Below are 21,938 nucleotides of genomic sequence, written 5' to 3'. Positions count from 1 at the left end.
CTTTTGGATACATGTTATTCTTGATAGCTGTCTAACTGTAACACCATTCCCCCCTCTCAGTTCTAATATACTGTAAAAAAATAAGAGAGAGTCTCCACATAATCTGGCTTTTATGTTTTTAAAGTGGTCCTTCTTACAGTACACTGAAGATGATAATAAACTTGGATTACACATAATTTACAGCAGGCTCTATCGGTCGGACACTATACTTGGGTTATGATCAACGGCGAGGTTATGGAAACCGGAAAAAGCGACTTGCTACGTTCACCTGTAAATGAGAAAGTGCAACTTTTTGTAAAGGGGTATGTGGAATGAGTTATCTCCAATTTTCAATTGCCCTTATTTTCGTCATCCTGCCGATCATTTTATCCAAAAGACTTAACTTAGGGCTGGAAAAGGACACCATCATTGCCGTGATCCGTTCCATCATTCAATTACTAATCGTTGGGTATATTCTTAAATTTGTGTTTGATTCCGAACTATGATGTACATTTTACTGATGGTGACTATTATGATTGCCGCAGCCACGCAAAATACCCGAAAAAAGGGAGCTTCCATTAAAGGTATCACATGGAAAGTGACAGCAACATTAGAAGTAATTGAAGTGCTGACGTAAGGTATTTTACTTGGGTTCAACATTACACCGCCAACAGCCCAATACATCATTCCAATTAGCGGTATGGTCATCGGAAACTCAATGGTGCTCGCAATTCTTTTCCTTAACAGAATCACATCTGAAGTTGAAACACATCAGGATGAGACGGAACTGATCCTGTCACTCGGCGGAACACCAAAACAAGCCATACACACTCAGCTCATCACTGCCTTAAAAGCGAGCATGATTCCAACCATCGAAAGCCAGAAAACAATCGGCCTCGTCCAACTTCCGGGAATGATGAGCGGTCAAATCATTGCAGGTGCTGACCCGATGCAAGCAGTGCAATTCCAATTGCTGATCCTATTCCTATTATTAACTACCGCATCCGTTACAAGCGCCATGCTCGGATATTTAGCGTATCCAAGCTTGTTTAACCAGCGCATGCAGTTGTTGAGGGGAAAAAGAGAATGAAGTTAAAATAAAGGTCAGTCCCACCGTTCTATCAAAACGGGAGTCTGACCCTTTTCAGCTTAGATCACTTAAACTTTCTACCATAAATCAGCCAATTTATTTGCTAATTAGCGTTATTGATTAAAGGCGTTACGTCCGCCGACAATTGGCAAGGTAATTTCACTTCGGGTTGGTGTTACTGTAATTTTTGTACCGCCTTTAGGACGAATGGTATACTCGTAATCACTGGCGATGAGCACAACGCCAATACGGTGACCTGCTTTAAATACGTAGTCTTTAGGCTGCATGTCCCATTCAAAGGTATAATCTCTGCCTGGAACAAGTGATTCTGAACGATCCGCTACATGAAGATTTTGCGGATCGACCCAGCCGCGCGATACAATGACAGGACTTGACGTACTACTGTAGTCAACTAGCAGTGCTGTTAAGTTTGCAGCTGGACGGTCAATGCTTGCGCGTATATTTACTGTAGGTGTACCACTTATCCGAACTTCCCTCGTTAATTCTGAAGTGACATATGCTAATCGGTTTGAAAAATTTAACTCCGGATTCGATATCAGTGAATTGGCCTTTTTCAATGGATCATCAATTATTGTTTGCGTATTATGCGGCTGATTTGGAACAGGATTCAGATGAAGCTCCCCTAAATCATTTCCAGTCCCTGTTAAATGCAGTCTGGTATCTACCGTACCTGGTGCCGGCCAGTTGGCTTCCTTGCTCCAAGTTTTGTCCTCCCGCTGGATGTCAACTGCAGGCTCCTTCATAATACCGTTTTCAATTCCGTACAGGTAATAATCAAACCATTTATTTTGGGTCTGCGGCCAGTTATTTCCTGAAGGACTTGAATGGCCTCCCTGGTGCAGCCACAATTTACGAGGGACCTTGTTTTTTCCTAATGCTTCCCACCACTGTGCGAATTGCTTTGTCTTAACGTTCCAATCATTAAGTCCATGAACGACAAGAACACTTGCCTTCACATTACTGGCGTCCTTCACATAATCGCGGTGAGCCCAGAAATCGCTATAGTCACCAGTTTCTCGGTCTTGAGCAGCTTTTAGCTCAGCAATGACATCCTTACATACTTGGGGATTTGTTCGCGTTAACACGGCTTCAGCCATATTATCCGTGTCTTCACCTTGATAGCCGCCGGGAGCAATAACCGCTCCGTTTGCACGATAATAGTCGTACCAGCTGCTGATTGCGGCAACCGGGATAATCGTTTTCAATCCGTCCAAACCGGTAGCTGCAACCGCATTTGGCAAGGTCCCGTTATAGGAAGTACCTGTCATTCCCACATTCCCTGTTGACCAATCGGCAGGAACCTCTGTTCCATCCTCGGTAAATGCTTTAGCCCGGCCGTTCAACCAATCAATAACAGCTTTTGTACCGAGTATTTCCCTTTCATCGCCCGTTGTTGGACACCCATCCGATTTGCCTGTCCCAATACTCTCTGCAAGAATGACACCATAACCACGAGGGACATAGTAATTCCCTAAGGAACCAAGATTGGCAGCTTGTCCTTCCGCAAGAGCAAACGGCTTGCCGCCACGTCCATTCCCTTTACCAGGATGTTGAACAGGAATTAAGTCAACATCGACATTAAAGACTGGGACATTTAGAATACCTGAACGGTAGGGACTCATCTCATAGATGACCGGGACCTTCACCCCTGGCTCTGTATTTGGGCGATAAACCTTAATAGACACACGATCACGCTTGCCGTCTCTGTCACTGTCTATCTCTGTTTCAACAAACAAGTTTTCAATAATTGCTTCGTCGGTAGAGTAAATTGGTTTAGTCATTCCATTTTCAAGTTCAATTTTTGTTGAGTCAGATGCCGTTTCCGGAATCAATCCATTCAGCGGGATCCCTTTCCACTCTACTAAATTCCCTTTTTGGTTCGAGAGCAATAGAGCTTCAGTTGGTTTATTTTGCTTTGTTTCTGCTTTTACTGTCCAAGTATCTACTCCTGCTACTAATGAAAGCGAAAGAACTGAGCACAAACTAATGGACATAATTTTTTTCCTCACTACTTTTCCCCCTTAGACATGGTTTTCAGCGGTTATCACCATTTCCTAGTATAAGAGTGAATTTTCTAAATTTTTGTTAAATTATGTCGAAAAATTAAAACAGGTGAAAAGTACTATTTATCAAAAATAGATTTATAAACAAAAAGTCCTGCTTCTCCATTTGTTGAAAAGCAGGACTTTTGCAAGTAAGCTATGCGTTCGCAGTAGTTTGTTGGATGGAAGTAAACACTGTTATTTCTCACTTCCACCACATCTTAGTTGTCTAATGTTTCATTTCAAATCAATCTCATAATATAATATATTTTTAATCTTCTATGCCTGATGCAGTCTAATAGGCGGCTTTTTAACCTAACACTACCTTGTTCTTTTCCTTCGCAATTTCTGCAGCCACTTCCACGATCATATCCTCTTGACCGCCAACCACTTTCCGTTTTCCTAATTCTACTAAAATATCACGGGAATCAACGCCAAATTTCTTCGCTGCTCGTTTTGCATGAAGGGCAAAGCTTGAGTATACTCCCGCATAACCTAGTGTTAAGCTATCTTTTGTAATTTCTTGCGGTACTTGCAAAATCGGTGCAACAATATCTTCTGCTAAATCCATCATTTTATATAAATCTACTCCTGTTTTAATTCCCATCCGTTCACAAACAGCAATTAATACTTCTGTCTGCGTATTACCGGCACCGGCTCCTAAACAGCGTGTACTACCGTCAATACGTGTCGCACCTTCTTCAATCGCTGCAAGCGTGTTCGCCATAGCAAGCGATAAATTGTTATGCCCGTGGAAGCCGACATTAATCCCTACGGATTGCTTAAGGGCACGGATTCGTTCACGAACCTGATCTGGTAGAAGATAACCAGCTGAATCGACTACATAAACGGAATCAGCACCATAGCTTTCCATTAATTTTGCCTGTTCAACAAGTTTTCCCACTGGAGCCATATGGTTCATCATTAAGAAACCAACTGTTTCCATGCCTAACTCTTTTGCATAAGCAATATGCTGCGGCGCCACGTCTGCTTCGGTTACATGTGTCGCAATACGTGCCATTTTTGCCCCTAAGTTTGCCGCTTCTTTTAATTCGTGCAATGTACCGATTCCCGGTAATAGAAGAACAGCAATTTTAGACTTGTCTGCAACAGAAACCGCTGCTTCAATTAACTCCAATTCATTTGTCCGCGAAAGACCGTATTGCAAGGAGGAACCTGCTAAACCGTCTCCATGTGAGACTTCGATATAAGGAACATTTGCATCATTCAATGCTTTTGTTATGTTCAGTACTTGGTCTACCGTAAATTGATGATTAATCGCATGGCTTCCGTCTCGTAACGCTACCTCAGTAATGAGGATATCTCTTTCATTTGTCATTGTTTATTTACCCCTTTCTACAGCTTAAACTGTTTCTTTCAATAAAAGTTTTTTCGCAAACGCTTCGGCTATTTTTACACCAGCGGATGTCATAATATCAAGGTTACCTGCATATACAGGCAGGTAATCACCCGCTCCTTCTACTTCAAGGAAGATGGTTACTTTATTTCCGTCAAATATTGGTTCCGTGCGAACCCGATAACCCGGAACATAGGATTGAACCACTTTCTCCATTTCACTTATTGATTTTTTAATCGCTTCCTCATCCATTTTCCCTTCCTCGACAAGCGTATAAACGGTGTCTCGCATGAGGATTGGCGGTTCAGCAGGATTTAAGATAATTATCGCTTTTCCTTTTTTTGCACCGCCAACTACTTCAATTGCACGTGAAGTAGTTTCTGTAAACTCATCGATATTTGCTCTTGTACCAGGACCAGCACTCTTACTTGAAATGGTAGCTACGATTTCAGCATATTCAACTGGAGCTACCCGATTAACAGCATGGACCATCGGAATGGTTGCCTGACCACCGCAAGTAATGAGATTGATATTATCCTTATCTAAATGCTCATCAATGTTTACGGCCGCACAAACTAAAGGTCCTATCGCCGCAGGAGTCATATCAATCACCTTTATTCCTGCTTCTTTTAACACTTTTGCATTATAGAGATGTGCTTTTGCAGAGGTGGCATCAAATACGATGTCTGCTTTTAATTCCGGGTCTGCCAAAAATCCATCAATCCCCGTATCAACCCCTGCATACCCTAATTCCCTGGCGCGGCGTAACCCGTCAGATTGCGGATCAATCCCAATGACAGCAGTCAGTCCTAACAATTCAGAACGCCCTAATTTGATCATTAAATCTGTCCCAATATTCCCTGATCCAAGGATCGCAACTTTTACTTTTTCCACCTTATTTCTCCTCCTATTTTTTAAACTATTTATTTCATTTCTAGGTGCTGATGATTTTTATAGCCTAAGCAACTTGAGATTTCGGCTGCTGCCCGCTTAATTCCCTCAATCACTTTAGGAAGACGGTTTTCGTCTAGCCTTATTTTTGGAGCGGCACAGCTGATTGAAGCGATTACATTCCCTTGATAATTAAAGATAGGTGCAGCAATGCATTTAAGCCCTAACTCGATCTCCTCATCATCGACTGCATAGCCGTTTTCACGTATGGAAGGTAAATGATGTTTAATCTCTTCTTTATTTGTCACCGTATACTTCGTAAACGATTCCAACGTTTTGGATGATAAAATTCTTTCAGCCTCATTTTCATCTAAGTAGGCAAGAATGGCTTTCCCTACGCCCGTACAATGGAAAGGGGCTCTTTTTCCAACATGAGAGTAGATAGTAAGGGTTCTAGCTCCTTCTACCTTTTCAATGTAAAAAAGTTCATCACGCTGTCGTGTAACTAAGTGAACGGTTTCATTTAGTTCATCTACTAAATCTCTGATAATAGGCCTTGCTATATTGCCAATATCAAGATTCTTCCCGATGAAATTTCCTAGTTCAAAAAGTTTAAGCCCCAGCTTATACTTCAAATCTTCCGGATCTTGCTGCAGGTACCCTCTATGCTCCAACGTCTTGATAATACCGTGAACAGTGCTTTTGGAAAGATTTAGTTCCTGGCTAATTTCTTTAATACTTAGTTCCGGTTTTGACTTCAAAAATAATTCAAGAATATCGGCTGCTCTTTCAACCGATTGAATGAAACGTTCTGCCACAACCATCCTCCTCTTGTTCGGCATTGTCGAATGGCATTCGTAAATATTACTAACATTCTTATCGTACATCGCGTTTGTAATTGTGTCAATAATCAAAAAATAAAAAATGAGCCCGCTTCCATTTTTGGAAATCAGGCTCACCTAAATATTTGCATTTCTATTCATTTATTTTCGCAATTCATTAGACTAAATAATCTCAAATTGTTTAAAACCTGTTGTGTCCGGTAAAAAGTCTAATGTTTTCTGATTAAAATAATGATACTCACGTTTATCAATGATAAAATGCATTTCATTCAAAATTACTTCAGTGTCATTTGGCTGAATCGATTCTTCCAACGTTAATCTTACTTTCATGAAACAACTTTTCCGCATTTGCAAGCGGATAAACCGATCATCCGTTGAGTTCAATCTGTTTTGAAGTTCTTCCTTTGCCGCACTTGTTACAATAAACATGTGATCATCCCTTTTTATATTTACCATTCTTTCGATATTATACGGATTAAAACACCTATTTTAGATATTCATAATAATCTTGGGAATGGTAGCTTCTAAATCCGCATGATTCATAGAGTCCAAGTGCATGAGCATTTTTAGCCTCCACCTCAAGAAAAATCGGCAGCCCTTTTTGATCCTCCATTTTTACCACCTTTGATAGAGCTTTCCTCCCGATCCCTTTCCCGCGGAGTTCAGGAAAAATAGCAAAACCATAAATCCACGCTTCCCCATTCGTTTCGGAAACGCGCATTTTCCCGGCCGTTATTCCATTTGCTTCAATAATCAACCTTTGATCACTGCTAATCTCCCTAATCCTCTGGTTCATCTCCCGTGCTTCACTTTCATTCAAACCAAAGCCTAAGACTTCGAGTTGTATTTCCGCTTCCCTATCATCATTTGAAAAAGACGGTCTAAGCGTTACAGCCGGGTCCTCGATCAACTCAGTTTTCTGCCATTTCATTTGATATTCCGCAACTGAAAATGTACACGGAATATTTTTTAAAAACGCCTTTGCTGATTGTGAATCTGTTGGAGCATTTAGCAAAACCGTCTTCCTATTTTGATTCTCCGCCTCCACAAGTCCCATTTGCAGCAATCTAGAAAAAATTCCTCTTCTTCTATAATCCGGGTGTACCATTCCGCAAAGCTCGACTTTATTTCCAAACCCATAGCTTCCAAGGAACCCAACAAGTCGCTCATCTTCATAATGAAAGAAGTCTTCCTTATTATTTTCTTCCCGGTTTTTAAGCATATCAAAATTCAGCTTCAGCTGAAATCCTCCCTCATTTTCGCAAACCTCCTGAAGTGCTTTTATGTCATTCAATTGTTTCCCTGTTAACATCCAATTCACCCTTTCATAATCCTTTAAAACTATTCGCGTTAATCCCTCGTCATTCCTTTTTTTCGAAAATCATTTTTATAAATTTGATCCAAAGCCCCCTTCCAGCAGCCTAAAGACCTGCGCAATTGTTACTTTACCTAAAAAAAACAAACGGTCCTTAAGTACCAAAGGGAACTTCAATTTAACTAAGCGAATAGTTTAATAGATTCATTTTTTCAAAAAGAAAAGGATTACACGAATTGTAAGCGAATACATTCGAAGAACTCAAACTCAAGGGGGTAATCATTTTGAAAAAAAGAAAAAAACACTATTCCATTATGCTATCTATGATGCTAGTAACTTCAGGTTTGTATTTTGCTCCTGTGAATCTCACTTCTCAGGTGAAAGCTGCAGCACAGAATTTAGCTGACCCTAGTACAAAAGCTTTCGACCAGAAGGTAATTGCAAGAATCAGTGCTGAACGAATTTATAAGGATATCCACTTTTTTTCTGAAACCATTGGCCCCCGTGTTACCGGAACAGAGGGGGAAGAGAGGGCTGCCGAATACATAAAAGAACGCCTTTTATCCTATGGCTATAAGGTAGAGACGCAAGAATTCAGCGTTCCTGACAAAATGATTGGCCATTTACACACAAGTGATCATAATGAGGTGTTAGTTAATATCCCCGCCGGATCCGCTGCTACACCAAATGAGGGAGTTACTGCTAAACTTTTTAATGCTGGATTAGGGAAAGTGACAGATTTTACTGTGGAAGCCACTGGCAAGATCGCCCTTATCTCTAGGGGAGAAATAACCTTTAAAGAGAAAGTGGACAACGCAGTAGCGGCAGGGGCTATAGGAGTGTTAATTTATGATAATATCAATCAGCCAGGTCCATTAAATCCTTCCATTGGAGGCAACGTACCGGTACCGGTGGGTGGCATATCAAAAGTGAGTGGTGAAGCTTTGCTACAGGATGTAGCGGCACAGAGTAAAACGGTGACGCTGAATGTGAACCGAATTGAAAATGCGAAATCACAAAACATCATTGCCACTAGAGCCCCTAATAAAGGTAAAAATCACGACATCGTACACGTATCCGCTCATATTGACAGTGTTCCGTTCGCGGCAGGAGCAAACGATAATGCTTCAGGAACTGCTGTTGCTTTGGAATTGGCAAATGTTTTAAAGAGTTATCCTATTGATAAGGAATTACGATTTGTTTTTGTTGGAGCAGAAGAGATTGGCTTAGTCGGTTCAGAATACTATGTAAGTCAGTTAAGTCAGGAGGAAGTAGGGCGCAGCATCGCAAATTTCAATATGGATATGGTCGGAACGGCATGGGAAAATGCCACAGCGATTTATATGAATACACTTGACGGGAAGGCAAACATCGTGACGGATACTGCACTGGCAACAGCGCAAAGAATCGGGACACCATCCCAACTGGTGCTATACCAACGGGGATCTTCTGATCACGTTTCGTTCCATGATGCAGGTATCCCTGCTGTTAACTTTATTCGTCGCGAGCCAGGAACTGCGAACTTAGAGCCTTATTATCATACTCCACTTGACAAGATTGAGCATATCAGCCTAGAGCGTCTGAAAGAAGCTGGCGACTTAGTTGGAGCCTCTGTATACAGCCTAATCAGAAAATAGCCATTTGGAAAAATAGTACATATTCTAGTTTTAGGAATGTTTACTATTATATAAATAAGCCGGAAATATATAAAGGTGAATAAACCTTTGTATATTTTCGACTTATATCCGTGGACTGCTAAACTGTCATTTTCCAGTTTGATAAAGCCAACCAGTTTTCCTTTTCGATATAATCAGGCATTATTTTTCCAACAAGGCGCCAGAAGGAGCGATCGTGATTCAGATGGACCATGTGGCACATTTCATGAATGACTACATAGTCAATTACCTCACGTGGTGCCATTGCCAGTCTCCAATTAAATGTTAGCTGCAGCTTTGAATCACAGGTTCCCCATGTCGTTTTACTATCCGAGATACGAATAGAACGTGGTTTGGTTTTAAAATTGCTTTGATGGGAGGAGATACTTTTCTCTACTAATGCTTTACACCGCTGATAATAAAAACGTTTTAATGCTTGTTTTATTTTTTCATCCTCAAGCAGTTTTACATATAAAAGTAACTTTTCCCCCTCAAACACCACATGGTCCTGCTCGATATTTTGGTCTTGAAAGATCTGTATGGGATAGGTGTTTCCTAAATAAAGAAAGCCCTCCCCATGCTCATAAACCTTTTCCTGTGGCCCTTGCAGCCTATCCATCATTTCATTTAATTTTTGCTGAATAAGATCCCATTTTTCCTCTACTAACTGGAGCACCCTTTCATTGGGTGTCCCTTTCGGAGCCTGGACTTCAACATTTCCATAGCTATCTATCGTAATTCCTATTGAGGCTCGGTTTTTGTATTTTATCTCAAAACGTATGGTCTTACCTGAGTAGGTATGTATCATCTCTTCACCTGTAGATCCTTTAATGCCGTTATCCCCTGTATTTGATAGCTAGTCCTTTTAAGAAGTTTCTGGCAAATTTATCGCCGCACTCCTTATAATTCTTATGCCCTTCTTTCCGTAACAAAGCGCCGAGTTCTCCTTTTGTTACCGTGATTCCTGCTTCTTCGAATAAATCAAGCATATCTTCAGTCGTTAATGCTAGTGCAATTTTTACTTTCTTTAACAGGAGATTATTAACGTTTGCGCTTTTCTTTATTGATGGTTCTGGCGTATCAGGCTGTCCTGGTTTGGGCTCTTGTTTTCCTCTTTTAAAAATAATAAAACCATTTAAAAATGAATCTAACATGCTGTTATTACATTTTATTTGATCGTCATTCTCCACTTCATCATCATCTGATTTTGTAAGAATCTTGATCACCTCTGGCACGGATACTTCCATGCCGCCAAGTTTAAATATCTCAGCCATTTCTTTATTTTTTATTTCTAGCGCATATCTCAATCGAATTAAAATATCGTTATTATCCATCCATAAACCTCCAACTTTTTAAAACTTGTGCCTGACCGCTTGAGCAAAAGGCATCTCATTTGATTCTTCCTTTAATCGTTTTGACTAGATAAGATTGTAACACAATGTCAGCCTAATTGAGAAACCCGATAGAACTATTTCATTCTGGGATGGTCACTTTTTATTGCATCCATTTTCCAACAAATTTCTTAGTGGTATAAGTAAAAATAAACCATTATACCAAGGTAATTTACATTTTTAATCAAACGATTGGTTAGTAAAAAATAAACTAATCAAATGTTTGATTAAATAGACAGCAAAGCTTATGAATAAAGGGATGATCCCATAAGGTAAAAGAAAATGATGTCGAAAATAGGGGTAGGTTTCCTCCTTTCATTCAAATGTCATGGCGAATAACAGCCCCTCTTGGCTAATGCTTCATTCTTCGACAAGAACACCTATATTTCCCTTTCAATTAAACGTTTGATTAAAAACAAGGAAAATCCATTTACCATTTGATTTTTCCCAGGAAATTTTAAAAAAAGAATGTCGAAATTCGCTCGACATTTTTCTGATAAAACCATTTTAAGTTTTAGGTGGTCACTCCCCCCCAGAGGTCGTTATTTTGTCAGCTGGTAACTGTAAAGCTGAAAGAACATAAAAAATAAAGAAAGGCCAATTGGCCTTTCTTTATTTTTTATGCAACTCGCTCCATTGCTTAACCAAGCGCTTTGGTGCAGCACGTAAATAGGCTTCTTGGATGAGATCGGTCAATTCATTCCAGTCTTCACCAGCTGGATTTTGGATAGAAACCCAGCCGTGATGCCCTATATATGGTGTTTTGAAAAAATGCCCTTTTTGTAGCAATATTTCTTGAGTTTCCCGGTCTGACTTAAATGACATGCTAAATCCTTTATCGCTTTCACCTGATATCACGAATGATTTCCCATTAACCTTAAAAGTATTGTGACCGAAACCATCAATATGTTCAGCAGCTTCTGGCAGTGCAAGGCAGATATTGCGCACATTTTCAAGCATACCTGCCGTATCTTGTGATTTCATGTTTTTCTTCACCTATCTTGGAAACTATTTTGCATTCTGATCCGGTTGATGAATCCCAAAGATATTCCCTTCGGTATCAATATAGTATCCTTGCCAAGCCATTCCGGGCAAGGCGTATTTTGCCATTGCAACCTTGCCGCCATTCTCAATAATTTTTGCTTCCGTTAAATCGTAATCTCCCACTCCCATTGTACAAGCAAATGCATTTAATGCTTGGTTTGTTTCTGGCGGAGCACTTTGACGCTGCATCAAAGCACCATTGATTCCAAGTTCACTTTCATCACCAGTCACTGCTCCAAAGTAAGGCATTCCTGCATACTCACTCCAATCTTGAAATGACCATCCAAATACCTCTCCGTAAAACTTCTTAGCCCGTTCCATGTCATTCACATGAATTTCAAAATGAACTAATCTACCCATAATTACCTCCTAAATTTTCATAGAATAACTATTGCCATAAATCTTCAAGTGTATTCTCACCCAGCAGCACAAATGGAAAATCCTCTACCACTTGATAAGATCTCCCCTTTTTATTTCGATTAAGTAATTTCAAAAGGAGTATTTATAATGTAAGTATTCTTTCTATATGGGCCTAGTTCCTTTTCAACTATATGAAAAGTTTTTCAATTCAGTCTTCGCGACCGCTTCAACATGCATTATCAATTTCAATTTTCACTCTGCAAAACCAGTCCATCGCTCATTTTAATGACATGGTCTGCGTAAGAAAGCATTTCCTCATCATGGGTGACCATTAGTGTTGTAATGTTCAATGTTTTAGTTAAATACTGAATTAATGACATAACATCTTTAGACCTTTTTGAATCTAAACTTGCAGTTGGTTCATCTGCAAAGAGAACTTTAGGTTGATGGATAATGGCACGAGCAATGGCAACCCGCTGTTTTTCCCCGCCGGATAACGAGGATGGATAGGCCTTTTTCCGATGATCCATTCCCACTAAGTTTAATATTTTATCAATTTCCCTTTTTTGTTCACGTTTCTTTATTTTAGATTCAGATACGTCCAGCATTAACATAAGCTGCTCTTCTACTGTGAGAAAAGGAACGAGATGGGCGAATTGAAAGACAAAACCAAATTTACTGGCTCGAATTTTTCGAACTTGTTCAGAATTCATGGTTGTCATATTATTCCCATCGAATATTACTTGCCCATTTGACGCGGGTTGAAGTCCTGCAGCAATGGTAAGGAGTGTACTTTTACCAGAGCCGGAGGCACCCACTAATGCTGTTACCTCTCCTTCTTTAAGAGAAAGGTTTATTCCTTTTAGTATTTCTTCTTTTACATCACCATTCGTAAAGGTTTTTCTAACATCATCTATTGTAAACATTGTCATATTAAACCTCTCCTTGTTGGATTGCTTGTAATGGTTCTACTTTTTTTATTTGCATACCGGAAAGCGTTGCCCCAACAAACCCGATTATTAGGAAAACTATGGATAATTGTACTGTTGTCTCAGGCGTTAAACTAAAAGGCATTCCTTTAGGGGCGAGCCAATTAAAAACTTGACTGAGTGCAACTGATAGACCAAGTGCAATGACCGTAATAAAAACCATCTGCGTCCACATCATTTTGAACAAAGCACTTGTTTTTAACCCAATAGCTTTTAGAATTCCGTATAGACCAATTTTTTGAACATTCATCATGTAGAAAAAGATAGCAAACAACATACCGCTGATCACAACTAAAAACCAAACAATCATATTTAGGGACATCTGTTCCGCTTTATAACTTGAAATAGTATTAAGGAACTGTTTTTTCGAAAAGGATTGTAATCCAGCTGATGACTGTGCTGAATCCCCTCCTGGTACAAAAATCAATTGCATTTCATTGACACGATAAATTTCTTTATAGTCTTCCCTGCTGATATAAGCAACAGGAGCATGGCTGTACTTACTCTGGTCCGCAAAGCCTTTTACGATAAACTTGCCACTATATTGATTATTCGTTAAGGTATCTCCAACTTTTATACCTTCATCCTCCATTGAACGATCCAGTACAATTTCCCCTTTGTTAACCTTTTGAAAATACGTTGAATCGGTCGACGTAACAAAGGCGACACTACGTTGCTTTTCAGCACGATCATTAATAAATCCCATTTGAATGGAAAATGCTACAGCATCTTTCTTTTTTTGCAATATTTTATCTTGAGTGCTTTTATTTATTCTTGAGAGATTATAGGTTTCCTCTGCATCTTTGGTCATATAGAATTGTCCGTTTGGTAAATCTTTAATTAGTGCTGCATTGTCTTGAGATAGCCCATTTGCTAAACCGGATATAATAAACGTTAATAAACTAACGAGAAAAACGATTGAACCTAAAATAACAAACCTCATTTTATTTTTCTTCATTTCTTTCCATGCAATATTCATCTTTATTCCTCCCATCTCTTTTCGACATCCTTAGTTTATAATCGTTATATGAATGGAAGATGAACAGGTTATTACATTTAAAAAGTTATCTAAGCATGAAATAATCCCCACCTAAAAAAAATAAGGTGAGGATTAGAGTCATAAAATTATTAAACTGAGAGCAACCTGCCAACCTGGTATTCATGTTTATTGAACTTTTTCTAAATGACGTACAATTTGCCCGTAATGACCCACTACGTGCTGAACGATTAAATGGTCGACTAAAAATGATAACGGTTTTCCGTCAAAGTTTGGATTATAGCTTGGAGCTGTTTTTACTAAATCCTCTTCTTTAACTTTTACAAGTGCTGAATTTACTTTTGGGACTAAGTTTTGTAGTCCAGTTATGGCCTCATCCTTATTAATTTGAGAGACAACGTTTGCATTTACTGCAGCTAATCGACGCACATGTTCATGATTACGCCCCCATTTTGCCCCTGGAACAACTAGCAAGGCTTCCAAATCTGCAACCCAAAAGTCTACAGCTTCTAAAATATGAGAAACAATTTGCATTGCTGACCATTCTTGTTCAGAAGGTTTCATTAAAAGCGCCGCCTCTTCAGTATTTTTCAATACCGCTACAATATCATCTATACTCTTTTTAAACAATTCCAATTTTTCATTCAGTACTGCTGTTGTCATAGTTTATGCTCTCCTTCATATCACATGATTCATAAATTTAAAAAGTGCGTTAGAGTTAGCTCTAACGCGTTTTTGTAAATTAGCAATCTACATGTTGGTAATTTTTTTTGAAATAGCCATATAGGAAATCAACAACATTGTAATCAGTTGGTTTGTGATGTTCGAAAATAAAGTTGCGAAGTGAAAGTGTAGTTGGATCCTCCGCGTGAATAATTTCGCCCCATCTACGTGCCGATGATTGTACCATTGCAGAGCGTGGGATTCGAATTTCTTGGTATGCTTTAAATGCTTCTTCGTAAGAATTATGTTCTTTTAATTTCTCACCTAATACAAACCCATCTTCGAGTGCTTGAACGCCGCCTTGAGCTAAATATTGAAGCATCGCATGACCAGAATCTCCTAATAGCGTAATGTTGCCTTTTGTCCAATTGTCGATTGGTTCACGGTCATACATTTGCCAACGGAATTGACGGTTAATGAAAGTTAAAGCGTTTTGCACTTTTGGATGGCTATTTTCAAAACGACGTGTAAGTTCTTCCGGTGTTCCCCAGTCTTCAACAGTAGCATCATATGATTTAAATACTACTACTTGATTGTAAAGTTCTCCACGACGAACAGGATATTGTACTAAGTGTAGGTTTGGTCCTATCCACATGATTACGTCATCTAAGTCTAAGTTTGAGTTAGTAGACACTTCTTCAATTGGAATCGTTCCACGGTAAGCTACATACGCAGAGTTAACTGGTTTATCCTTAATCAGCAACTTACGCATGTTTGATTTTACCCCATCCGCTCCAATAACTGCTTCTGCACTAAACGTTTCACCATTTTGATTGACAATTGTTACAGTATCACCATTTTGTTCTGCAGTTTGAATCGTTTGGTTTGTAAAAAATTGGATATTACTGCGTTTTTGACATGCTTCATAAAGAACTCTGTGTAAGTCAGAGCGATGCAATACGATATAGGGCTGACCGAATTCTTTTTGGAAGCCTTCCCCTAAATCAAGAGTTGCTAATTCTTTTGCAGTATAAACATCTTTTAGTACAAGACGTTTTGGTAATACCGCATATTTTAAAATTTCTTCCTTTACACCTAAACGGTCTAAAACTTCTAATGCGTTTGGCGCTAACTGAATACCAGCACCTACTTCCCCAAATTCAGGTGCTTGCTCAAAAATTGTTATTGATTTACCAGTTTCTTGGATTGATAGAGCTGCTGCTAAACCACCGATCCCTCCACCTACTATAATAATATCGCTTACATTAGTCATTGAAAAACCCCCCAAATGAATGATCATCTTCTACAAATAGTGAACAATGTTCCTGATAAGTAAACTTTAAATCATTTTTTACTTATACGTCAATATAAAAGTTAAAAAATTTTGAAATTTCTTTTAATCGTTTTTCTGCTACAATATCCAAAATCAACTGAAAATAAGCTGATTATTATGACAACTGAAATGAAATAATGAAAGGGATTTTACTTTTTCTGAAAACAAATAACATTGACAATTTTTTAAAAACCAATTAATATTTTTATAAATAGTGAACTATATCCATAATTAGTGAAATTGAGGAGGGTAACAATGAAACTTATTAATTTTACTGTCGCTGGGCATACACGTGCAGGGGCAATCGTTGATAACAAAGTAATCGACTTAAACTATGCCTGCCAAGCACAGTTAAAAGCAGAAGGAAAATACCGATACGAAGCAATTGCAAATGCATATGTGCCAGATAATACAGATGAGTTATACCAAGGTGGTAAAGAATCGCTGATTCTCGCGCAAAATGCAATCGATTTCATTTTAGCTAATCCTGAAAGCTTTGATAAAAAAGTGATTTACAATCGTGAGGAAGTTAAGGTAGAAGCACCTGTCGGGCGTCCAGGAAAAATTATTTGTGTGGGCCACAACTACCGCGAGCATATTTTAGAAATGGGTCGTGAACTCCCACCAAACCCAGTTATTTTTGCAAAATTCGCCAATACCATTTTAGGGCCAGAAGACGATATTCCGCACTATCCAATTTCCGACAAACTCGACTATGAAGCAGAGTTCACTTTCGTTGTTGGCAAGCAAGCTCGTAATGTTTCCGAGGAAGATGCATTAGACTATGTAGCAGGTTATACCATTACAAATGACGTAACCTATCGAGATATTCAACGACGCACTATTCAATGGTTACAAGGGAAAACAGTTGATGGCAGTGCACCAATGGGACCATATTTAGTAACTTCCGATGAATTACAAAATCCATCTGGCTTAGATGTTGTCCTAAAAGTAAATGGTGTAGTACGTCAAAAAACGAATACTGCCAATCTAGTATTCTCAGTTCAAAAATTAGTCGCTTTCTTATCAAATTTAATGACGCTCGAGCCAGGAGATGTTGTCTTAACAGGAACTCCTGGGGGCGTGGGATTTGCTATGAATCCTCAGCAGTTCTTAAGAGATGGAGACGTAGTTCGTATTGAGATTGACCAAATTGGTGTTCTTGAAAATAAAGTAAAGGCAACAGAAGTCATAGCCACTGTTTAATTAGGAGAAGCAAGGGGTCAAGTAGCAAATACGCTACTCCCCTTTTCACTATACTTTGAAAAGTAAAGGGGAATGTGAAATGGCTGAAGTAAATCCAGAAGTTCAAGAGTTTATGAAAAGCTCTATTGTAACCGATTACACAAAAGATATTCAACAATACAACTTAGGACCTCTTTGGGAAGCAATTCCTACAATTATGCACAAAACACCAAAGCCTCAAGCACAAGCATATCTTTGGAGCGATGAATTAATCAAAAAGAAAATGGCTGAGGCAGCTCAAATCTTCACACCAGAACGTGGTGGTGAACGTCGTGCAATTTATTTCCAAAATCCTGGCTTAACTTATCGTGAACCTTGGGGATGGGGATCTACTACTCAAACGATTTATGCAGCTGTGCAAATGTTATTGCCTGGTGAAAAAGCGCCATCTCACCGTCACTCACAAAGTGCATTGCGCTTCATTTCTGAAGGTTCAGGTGCTTACACGATCGTACAGGGTGAGCGTATTTTCATGGAAGAAGGCGACTTTTTAATTACTCCAAAGGGCTTATGGCATGGGCATGCACATTTAGGTACAGAGCCTATGTATTGGATGGATGCTTTAGATATCCCTACTATTTACGCAATCGGCGGTACATTCTTTGAATCTTATGAAGATGGTTTACAACAGCCAGATATCCCAGACAACTTTACAGAAAGGCGTTATCGTGGCGGCATGGTTCGTCCTGTTGGTGATGATAAATTCACAGTTGCACCACTTGCCAATTATAAATGGGATCGCACTGTAGAAGGAATTAAAGGCTTGATGGAATTCGATCCAAATCCACACCATGGATATGCAGTAGAGTACATTAACCCATCTACAGGTAAATCTGCCAACCCGACGCTTGGTACTAGAATGCAGCATTTGCCACATGGTTTCAAAACAAAAGCATTACGCCATACACACTCAACGGTTTACCAAGTACACAAAGGTTCAGGTAACACCGTAATTAATGGTATTCGTTTCGATTGGAAAAAAGGCGATTACTTCGTTGTTCCAAACTGGGCTTGGTATGAACACTCCGCATCAGAAGACTCTTACCTATTCTCAGTAAACGATTTACCTATTATGGACCGTTTCGACTTAGAACAAGAGCAATCGTTTGAAGAAAATAACGGCCACCAAAAAATTACTGGTGAATTTAAAGCGGACTTCCGTTAATATAGTGGGCATCTTTTTACAATATTAAATAAGAGTATAACTAGCAAAATACTATCTAAAGCGGTTGGTTAATTCCAAGCGCTTTTCTTTTAGATTTACTTTTGACCCTTAAAATAACCAAAAACCTATGATGCGATGTATTCTTTTTCCGGTAAATCATCAGCTTTATTGTAATATTTTCCTTTTGTTAAAACAGCGAAAACTACAGTAAGGATTGAAGCTAGAATTGCTGCAAAAAAGGCAGCCGTACTTTGTAAGAATGTACCCATATATCCTAATGCAGCGATTGTACCTAAAACACTTGCAGCGATTAAGGGTACAACTCCAACAGGATTCCATTTATACAAATTCTCCTGCCTTGCCTCATAATAACCAGGGCCAATCTTCATTATTTTTTTCACTACTAAGGCATCAGTAACCAAAATTGCAGCCCAAGTCAAAAGAAAAACCCCTTGGAACGTCATGGCAGTATCTAAATGATCCAGTATACCGCCAAGCATCAAGGCCATGGATATTACCCCCGCCACAACAATCCAAAATCGTCTGCCTGGTTTAAATTTAAAAACATTCTCAAAAAAATTAGAAAGCGAAAGTGAAGCACTATATATATTGGTAATATTAATTCTTATTTGAGTTAACAAGGTAAACAGAACTCCACCGAGGCCAAGGAGTGATACAATGTAAACACCCGGGTTGGACTCTCCTAGGCGAACACCAAACCATATACCAAGCCCACCCATAACACCAAAGCAGAAAATTTGTGGGACAAATCCGATCATGAATGACCCTATTTTAATGTCCTTTGGTTTAAGAAATCGTGCATAATCTGAAGCAAGAAGTGCTGTTAAACCCATTATGCCGTGCTGCATCCCTATACAGAGCAATAAAGCTGTCCCGCCCGTTTGAACTCCCTCAGGCAAATACGTCCAAAAGCTTCCTTCGTAAATTGAAGTTTTATTGAATGCGACTATTATAGTCGTGATTAAAAAAACACCGAATATTGGCAATGACCATTTTTGCAATTTATCTAATTGTTTTATACCAAACCAATTTAAAGGTATAACAATTGAACCAAAGATGATGATTAAAAGCCATACTGGTATGATGGGGAAAAATGCATGTATAGCAGCAACTAATATCATGCCTTCAAATGCACAATACATGATAAAGTTTGATGCATAAATGAACGAGGTTAATGAAGCGCCTATATATCCAAATCCACCTCTAGATAATAAATTTACATTCATACCAGATTTAGCCGACAAATAGGCAATGATTGTTCCAAGGATTCCAGCAACAATGATTGCATAAATAGCTGAAATGATTGCGTTAACTGCCCCGAATTGAAGTGCCATTACACTTCCCATTTGAAAGTAAAAAATGGCCGTTGCAATTCCAAAAGTAATATTTGTAATACTAAACCAGCCCATATTTCTTTTTTCTATTGGTACCCTATCGTATGAATAATCATCCTTCATCTCCTCTTTTGCTTTGAGATCTGCTTTTTGACCAGTTCTCATTTTATCATCCCTTTCTCTTTGTGAATATTTTCACATGTTGTTTTATCAATTTATAAATACACAATACTGATATAAAAATTCAACAAAATGGAGAAGTATCCATATGTGGTAATTAGAATTTTTTTTAATGATTCATCAACACTACTTTATAGAATCATTCGATCGTTTCGATCAGATTTAGGTTATACTTTTCGGAGAGAATAAACCGCAAATTTCAGGCAGTTAAGGATAATCTGGAGGATAATTCAATCTAAAAAACAGAATAATTAAGAGTTTATCTTTAAATAGTATATCACAATTAGTTTACATAATCAAATAACAGTGACGTCCCCCGTTATATCAGTGCGAAAAAGGGTCAGACAACCATCACTGCAATGCAACGGTTGCCTAACCCTTTTCACCTTTTTCTAAGTCTCTATTTTTTATTTAATATCAGTTTTTCGATGGCATTTGCCACCCCGTTTTCATTATTAGAAAATGTTTGAAACTCAGCAACTTTTTTTACGCTTGGTACTGCATTGCCCATTGCTACACCGCAGCCGGCATACTCCACCATACTTAAATCATTATCACCATCGCCGATGCAAATCACTTCTTCCCTTTTAATTGAAAGTTTTTCCGCTAGTTGTTTGACTGCATTCCCTTTACTGACGCTTGGATGAAGAATTTCTAAAAAGTACGGAGCACTTTTGACCATTGTATATTTTTCCTTAAATGAAACCGGTATGTTCGCAATGATTTTGTTTAAACGTTCCGGTTCATCAATAAACATAACCTTCGGAATCAAAAAGTCTTCGGGTATTTCCTCAATCGTCCGATAATGAAGGGGGATTTGATTGATATGGGATTCATAAACAGTGTATCGGCTAATGTCTTTATTCGGTGTATAGACATTTTTTGAATCAAAAAAATGCATTGGTGAATCAAGCTTTAAACTCAATTCATATAACACTTTTAAATCTTGGTATGATAAAGAAATTTCAGAAATAACTTCATTCGTATGAGTATTTTGCACAAGTGCACCATTAAAGGTAATCACATATTCATTTTCATCCGTTAATTTCAATTCCTCAATGATAGGCTGGGCCCCGACAATTGGCCTCCCGGTACAAACAACCACCTTCACACCTTTTGCTTTTGCGGATTGAATTGCCTCATTTACTTCCTTCGTGATTTCTTTCCGATCATTAAACAGAGTACCATCTACATCAATTGCCACTAATTTATACAAACTTTCACCCTCTAATCCTTCAAGATAATCATGATTGCTTTATTAAAAATGGTATAAAACCTTTACTCAATTAAAATGGCCGATTCATTTTTTTAACATGCCACCCATTCATATTCGATTTCAGCTCCACCAAAACATAAATACTTGTTAGTTTTTAGCCCCAAAATCGATTCCAGACATTATATAAGGAATAGTTGATTTGATAAATTCTTCAGGGGGTATCGTCTTACTACTTTTTCTCCATTCTACAGAAGCTCCGTAAATTCCCCAACTTAACATAACAGAGATAACCTTCAAAGCTTGCTCATCTTCAGTTGTATTTTGTTTTACCAACATTTTGTAAAAAATAATTTCGAGCTGTTCCCTAATAATACGGGCAATCGTCTCTTCGTATCCTCTATGACAACGATTGGATAAAGATCTATGAAAGTTCGTTATCGCTATGAAGATACTAATTATCCATTCTTCATTTAGTTCATTTTGGTCGAAGCTATTACCATTCAAATTAATCAATAATACTTCAGATAATACCTTTTCCAATAAGTCATAAATATCTTCAAAATGATAATAGAATGTTGCACGATTAATCATAGCCTCTGTTGTAATATCCTTCACGGTAATATCTTTGAATTCTTTTTTACCTGAAAGTTCAATAAAAGAATCCATGATTAATTTCCGAGTACGTAGAATTCGGGGATCCGTCTTTGGTTGAGTCAATCAAATTCCCTCCTACTTTTTAAACAATCACTTCAATGTGTTGTATAAACGACAGATTCAACGAACTATTGGTGTTGGTCGTTTTCATTAT

General features: G+C 38.5%; 20 protein-coding genes and 2 pseudogenes. 5 read left to right on the top strand and 17 right to left on the bottom strand.

From position 1 onward, the window contains the following. Window positions 1-162: 162 nt before the first annotated feature. Window positions 163-315, top strand: a pseudogene (locus ACIQXV_RS14605) (phosphate ABC transporter ATP-binding protein); the annotation flags it as partial. Beyond that, a pseudogene (locus tag ACIQXV_RS14600) lies at window positions 312-1,069 on the top strand (ABC transporter permease). The pseudogenes ACIQXV_RS14605 and ACIQXV_RS14600, both read left to right, overlap by 4 nt. Window positions 1,070-1,182: 113 nt before the next feature. On the opposite strand, the gene ACIQXV_RS14595 reads toward ACIQXV_RS14600, so the two are convergent. From ACIQXV_RS14595 to ACIQXV_RS14570, 6 genes are all read right to left on the bottom strand, one after another. Continuing rightward, the gene (locus tag ACIQXV_RS14595; RefSeq protein ID WP_402959942.1) at window positions 1,183-3,099 is read right to left on the bottom strand and encodes a Xaa-Pro dipeptidyl-peptidase; all 1,917 of its coding nucleotides are present in this window, start codon (window positions 3,097-3,099) and stop codon (window positions 1,183-1,185) included. A gap of 343 nt (window positions 3,100-3,442) precedes the next feature. After that, window positions 3,443-4,471 carry a 4-hydroxy-2-oxovalerate aldolase gene (dmpG, locus tag ACIQXV_RS14590; protein WP_402959941.1) on the bottom strand — a complete coding sequence of 343 codons (1,029 nt, stop codon included), beginning with the start codon at window positions 4,469-4,471 and terminating at the stop codon, window positions 3,443-3,445. Between the two features lie 24 nt (window positions 4,472-4,495). After that, window positions 4,496-5,383: an acetaldehyde dehydrogenase (acetylating) gene (locus tag ACIQXV_RS14585; protein WP_402959940.1), complete on the bottom strand. Its 888-nt coding sequence runs from the start codon at window positions 5,381-5,383 to the stop codon at window positions 4,496-4,498. Between the two features lie 29 nt (window positions 5,384-5,412). Next, window positions 5,413-6,198 carry an IclR family transcriptional regulator gene (locus ACIQXV_RS14580; protein WP_402959939.1) on the bottom strand — a complete coding sequence of 262 codons (786 nt, stop codon included), beginning with the start codon at window positions 6,196-6,198 and terminating at the stop codon, window positions 5,413-5,415. A 186-nt stretch (window positions 6,199-6,384) separates the two neighbouring features. After that, entirely contained in the window at window positions 6,385-6,651 is a 267-nt protein-coding gene (locus ACIQXV_RS14575) for an iron-sulfur cluster biosynthesis family protein (protein ID WP_402959938.1), read from the bottom strand. A gap of 55 nt (window positions 6,652-6,706) precedes the next feature. After that, window positions 6,707-7,534, bottom strand: coding sequence for a GNAT family N-acetyltransferase (locus ACIQXV_RS14570; RefSeq protein ID WP_402959937.1), 828 nt, complete (start codon window positions 7,532-7,534; stop codon window positions 6,707-6,709). A 287-nt stretch (window positions 7,535-7,821) separates the two neighbouring features. On the opposite strand from ACIQXV_RS14570, the gene ACIQXV_RS14565 reads away from it, so the two are divergent. Then, on the top strand, window positions 7,822-9,174 hold the full coding sequence (locus ACIQXV_RS14565) for a DUF4910 domain-containing protein (RefSeq protein WP_402959936.1): 1,353 nt from the start codon (window positions 7,822-7,824) through the stop codon (window positions 9,172-9,174). A gap of 118 nt (window positions 9,175-9,292) precedes the next feature. Here ACIQXV_RS14565 and ACIQXV_RS14560 read toward each other — a convergent pair whose 3' ends face one another. The 8 genes from ACIQXV_RS14560 to ACIQXV_RS14525 form a co-directional block, all read right to left on the bottom strand. Continuing rightward, window positions 9,293-10,000 carry a M48 family metallopeptidase gene (locus ACIQXV_RS14560; protein ID WP_402959935.1) on the bottom strand — a complete coding sequence of 236 codons (708 nt, stop codon included), beginning with the start codon at window positions 9,998-10,000 and terminating at the stop codon, window positions 9,293-9,295. A 28-nt stretch (window positions 10,001-10,028) separates the two neighbouring features. Further along, window positions 10,029-10,526, bottom strand: coding sequence for a YehS family protein (locus ACIQXV_RS14555; RefSeq protein WP_402959934.1), 498 nt, complete (start codon window positions 10,524-10,526; stop codon window positions 10,029-10,031). A 669-nt stretch (window positions 10,527-11,195) separates the two neighbouring features. After that, window positions 11,196-11,567, bottom strand: a complete 372-nt coding sequence (locus ACIQXV_RS14550; RefSeq protein WP_402959933.1) for an MmcQ/YjbR family DNA-binding protein — start codon at window positions 11,565-11,567, stop codon at window positions 11,196-11,198. Window positions 11,568-11,591: 24 nt separating this feature from the next. Then, window positions 11,592-11,987, bottom strand: a complete 396-nt coding sequence (locus tag ACIQXV_RS14545; protein ID WP_402959932.1) for a VOC family protein — start codon at window positions 11,985-11,987, stop codon at window positions 11,592-11,594. A gap of 245 nt (window positions 11,988-12,232) precedes the next feature. Beyond that, window positions 12,233-12,919: an ABC transporter ATP-binding protein gene (locus ACIQXV_RS14540; protein WP_402959931.1), complete on the bottom strand. Its 687-nt coding sequence runs from the start codon at window positions 12,917-12,919 to the stop codon at window positions 12,233-12,235. A 1-nt stretch (window position 12,920) separates the two neighbouring features. Continuing rightward, the gene (locus ACIQXV_RS14535; RefSeq protein WP_402959930.1) at window positions 12,921-13,955 is read right to left on the bottom strand and encodes an ABC transporter permease; all 1,035 of its coding nucleotides are present in this window, start codon (window positions 13,953-13,955) and stop codon (window positions 12,921-12,923) included. Between the two features lie 186 nt (window positions 13,956-14,141). Next, the gene (locus tag ACIQXV_RS14530; protein ID WP_402959929.1) at window positions 14,142-14,636 is read right to left on the bottom strand and encodes a DinB family protein; all 495 of its coding nucleotides are present in this window, start codon (window positions 14,634-14,636) and stop codon (window positions 14,142-14,144) included. Between the two features lie 79 nt (window positions 14,637-14,715). After that, on the bottom strand, window positions 14,716-15,909 hold the full coding sequence (locus ACIQXV_RS14525; protein ID WP_402959928.1) for an FAD-dependent monooxygenase: 1,194 nt from the start codon (window positions 15,907-15,909) through the stop codon (window positions 14,716-14,718). A 315-nt stretch (window positions 15,910-16,224) separates the two neighbouring features. On the opposite strand from ACIQXV_RS14525, the gene ACIQXV_RS14520 reads away from it, so the two are divergent. Together ACIQXV_RS14520 and ACIQXV_RS14515 are read left to right on the top strand one after the other, a co-directional pair. Then, window positions 16,225-17,175, top strand: coding sequence for a fumarylacetoacetate hydrolase family protein (locus tag ACIQXV_RS14520; RefSeq protein ID WP_402959927.1), 951 nt, complete (start codon window positions 16,225-16,227; stop codon window positions 17,173-17,175). Between the two features lie 79 nt (window positions 17,176-17,254). Then, window positions 17,255-18,379: a cupin domain-containing protein gene (locus ACIQXV_RS14515; RefSeq protein WP_402959926.1), complete on the top strand. Its 1,125-nt coding sequence runs from the start codon at window positions 17,255-17,257 to the stop codon at window positions 18,377-18,379. Between the two features lie 125 nt (window positions 18,380-18,504). Here the strand turns inward: ACIQXV_RS14515 and ACIQXV_RS14510 are convergent, their stop codons facing one another. The 3 genes from ACIQXV_RS14510 to ACIQXV_RS14500 form a co-directional block, all read right to left on the bottom strand. Continuing rightward, a complete protein-coding gene (locus ACIQXV_RS14510) occupies window positions 18,505-19,899 on the bottom strand; it encodes a purine-cytosine permease family protein (RefSeq protein ID WP_402959925.1) in 1,395 nt (464 codons plus the stop codon). Between the two features lie 415 nt (window positions 19,900-20,314). Further along, on the bottom strand, window positions 20,315-21,130 hold the full coding sequence (gene yidA, locus ACIQXV_RS14505) for a sugar-phosphatase (protein ID WP_402959924.1): 816 nt from the start codon (window positions 21,128-21,130) through the stop codon (window positions 20,315-20,317). 147 nt (window positions 21,131-21,277) lie between these two features. Further along, window positions 21,278-21,847, bottom strand: a complete 570-nt coding sequence (locus ACIQXV_RS14500; RefSeq protein ID WP_402959923.1) for a TetR/AcrR family transcriptional regulator — start codon at window positions 21,845-21,847, stop codon at window positions 21,278-21,280. Window positions 21,848-21,938 lie beyond the last annotated feature (91 nt).

This window comes from Neobacillus sp. NPDC097160, assembly GCF_044762155.1.
Taxonomy (GTDB): Bacteria; Bacillota; Bacilli; order Bacillales; family Cytobacillaceae; genus Neobacillus.
Note: the sequence above shows the minus strand (reverse complement) of the source record. Positions and strands in the feature narration are given on the sequence as shown.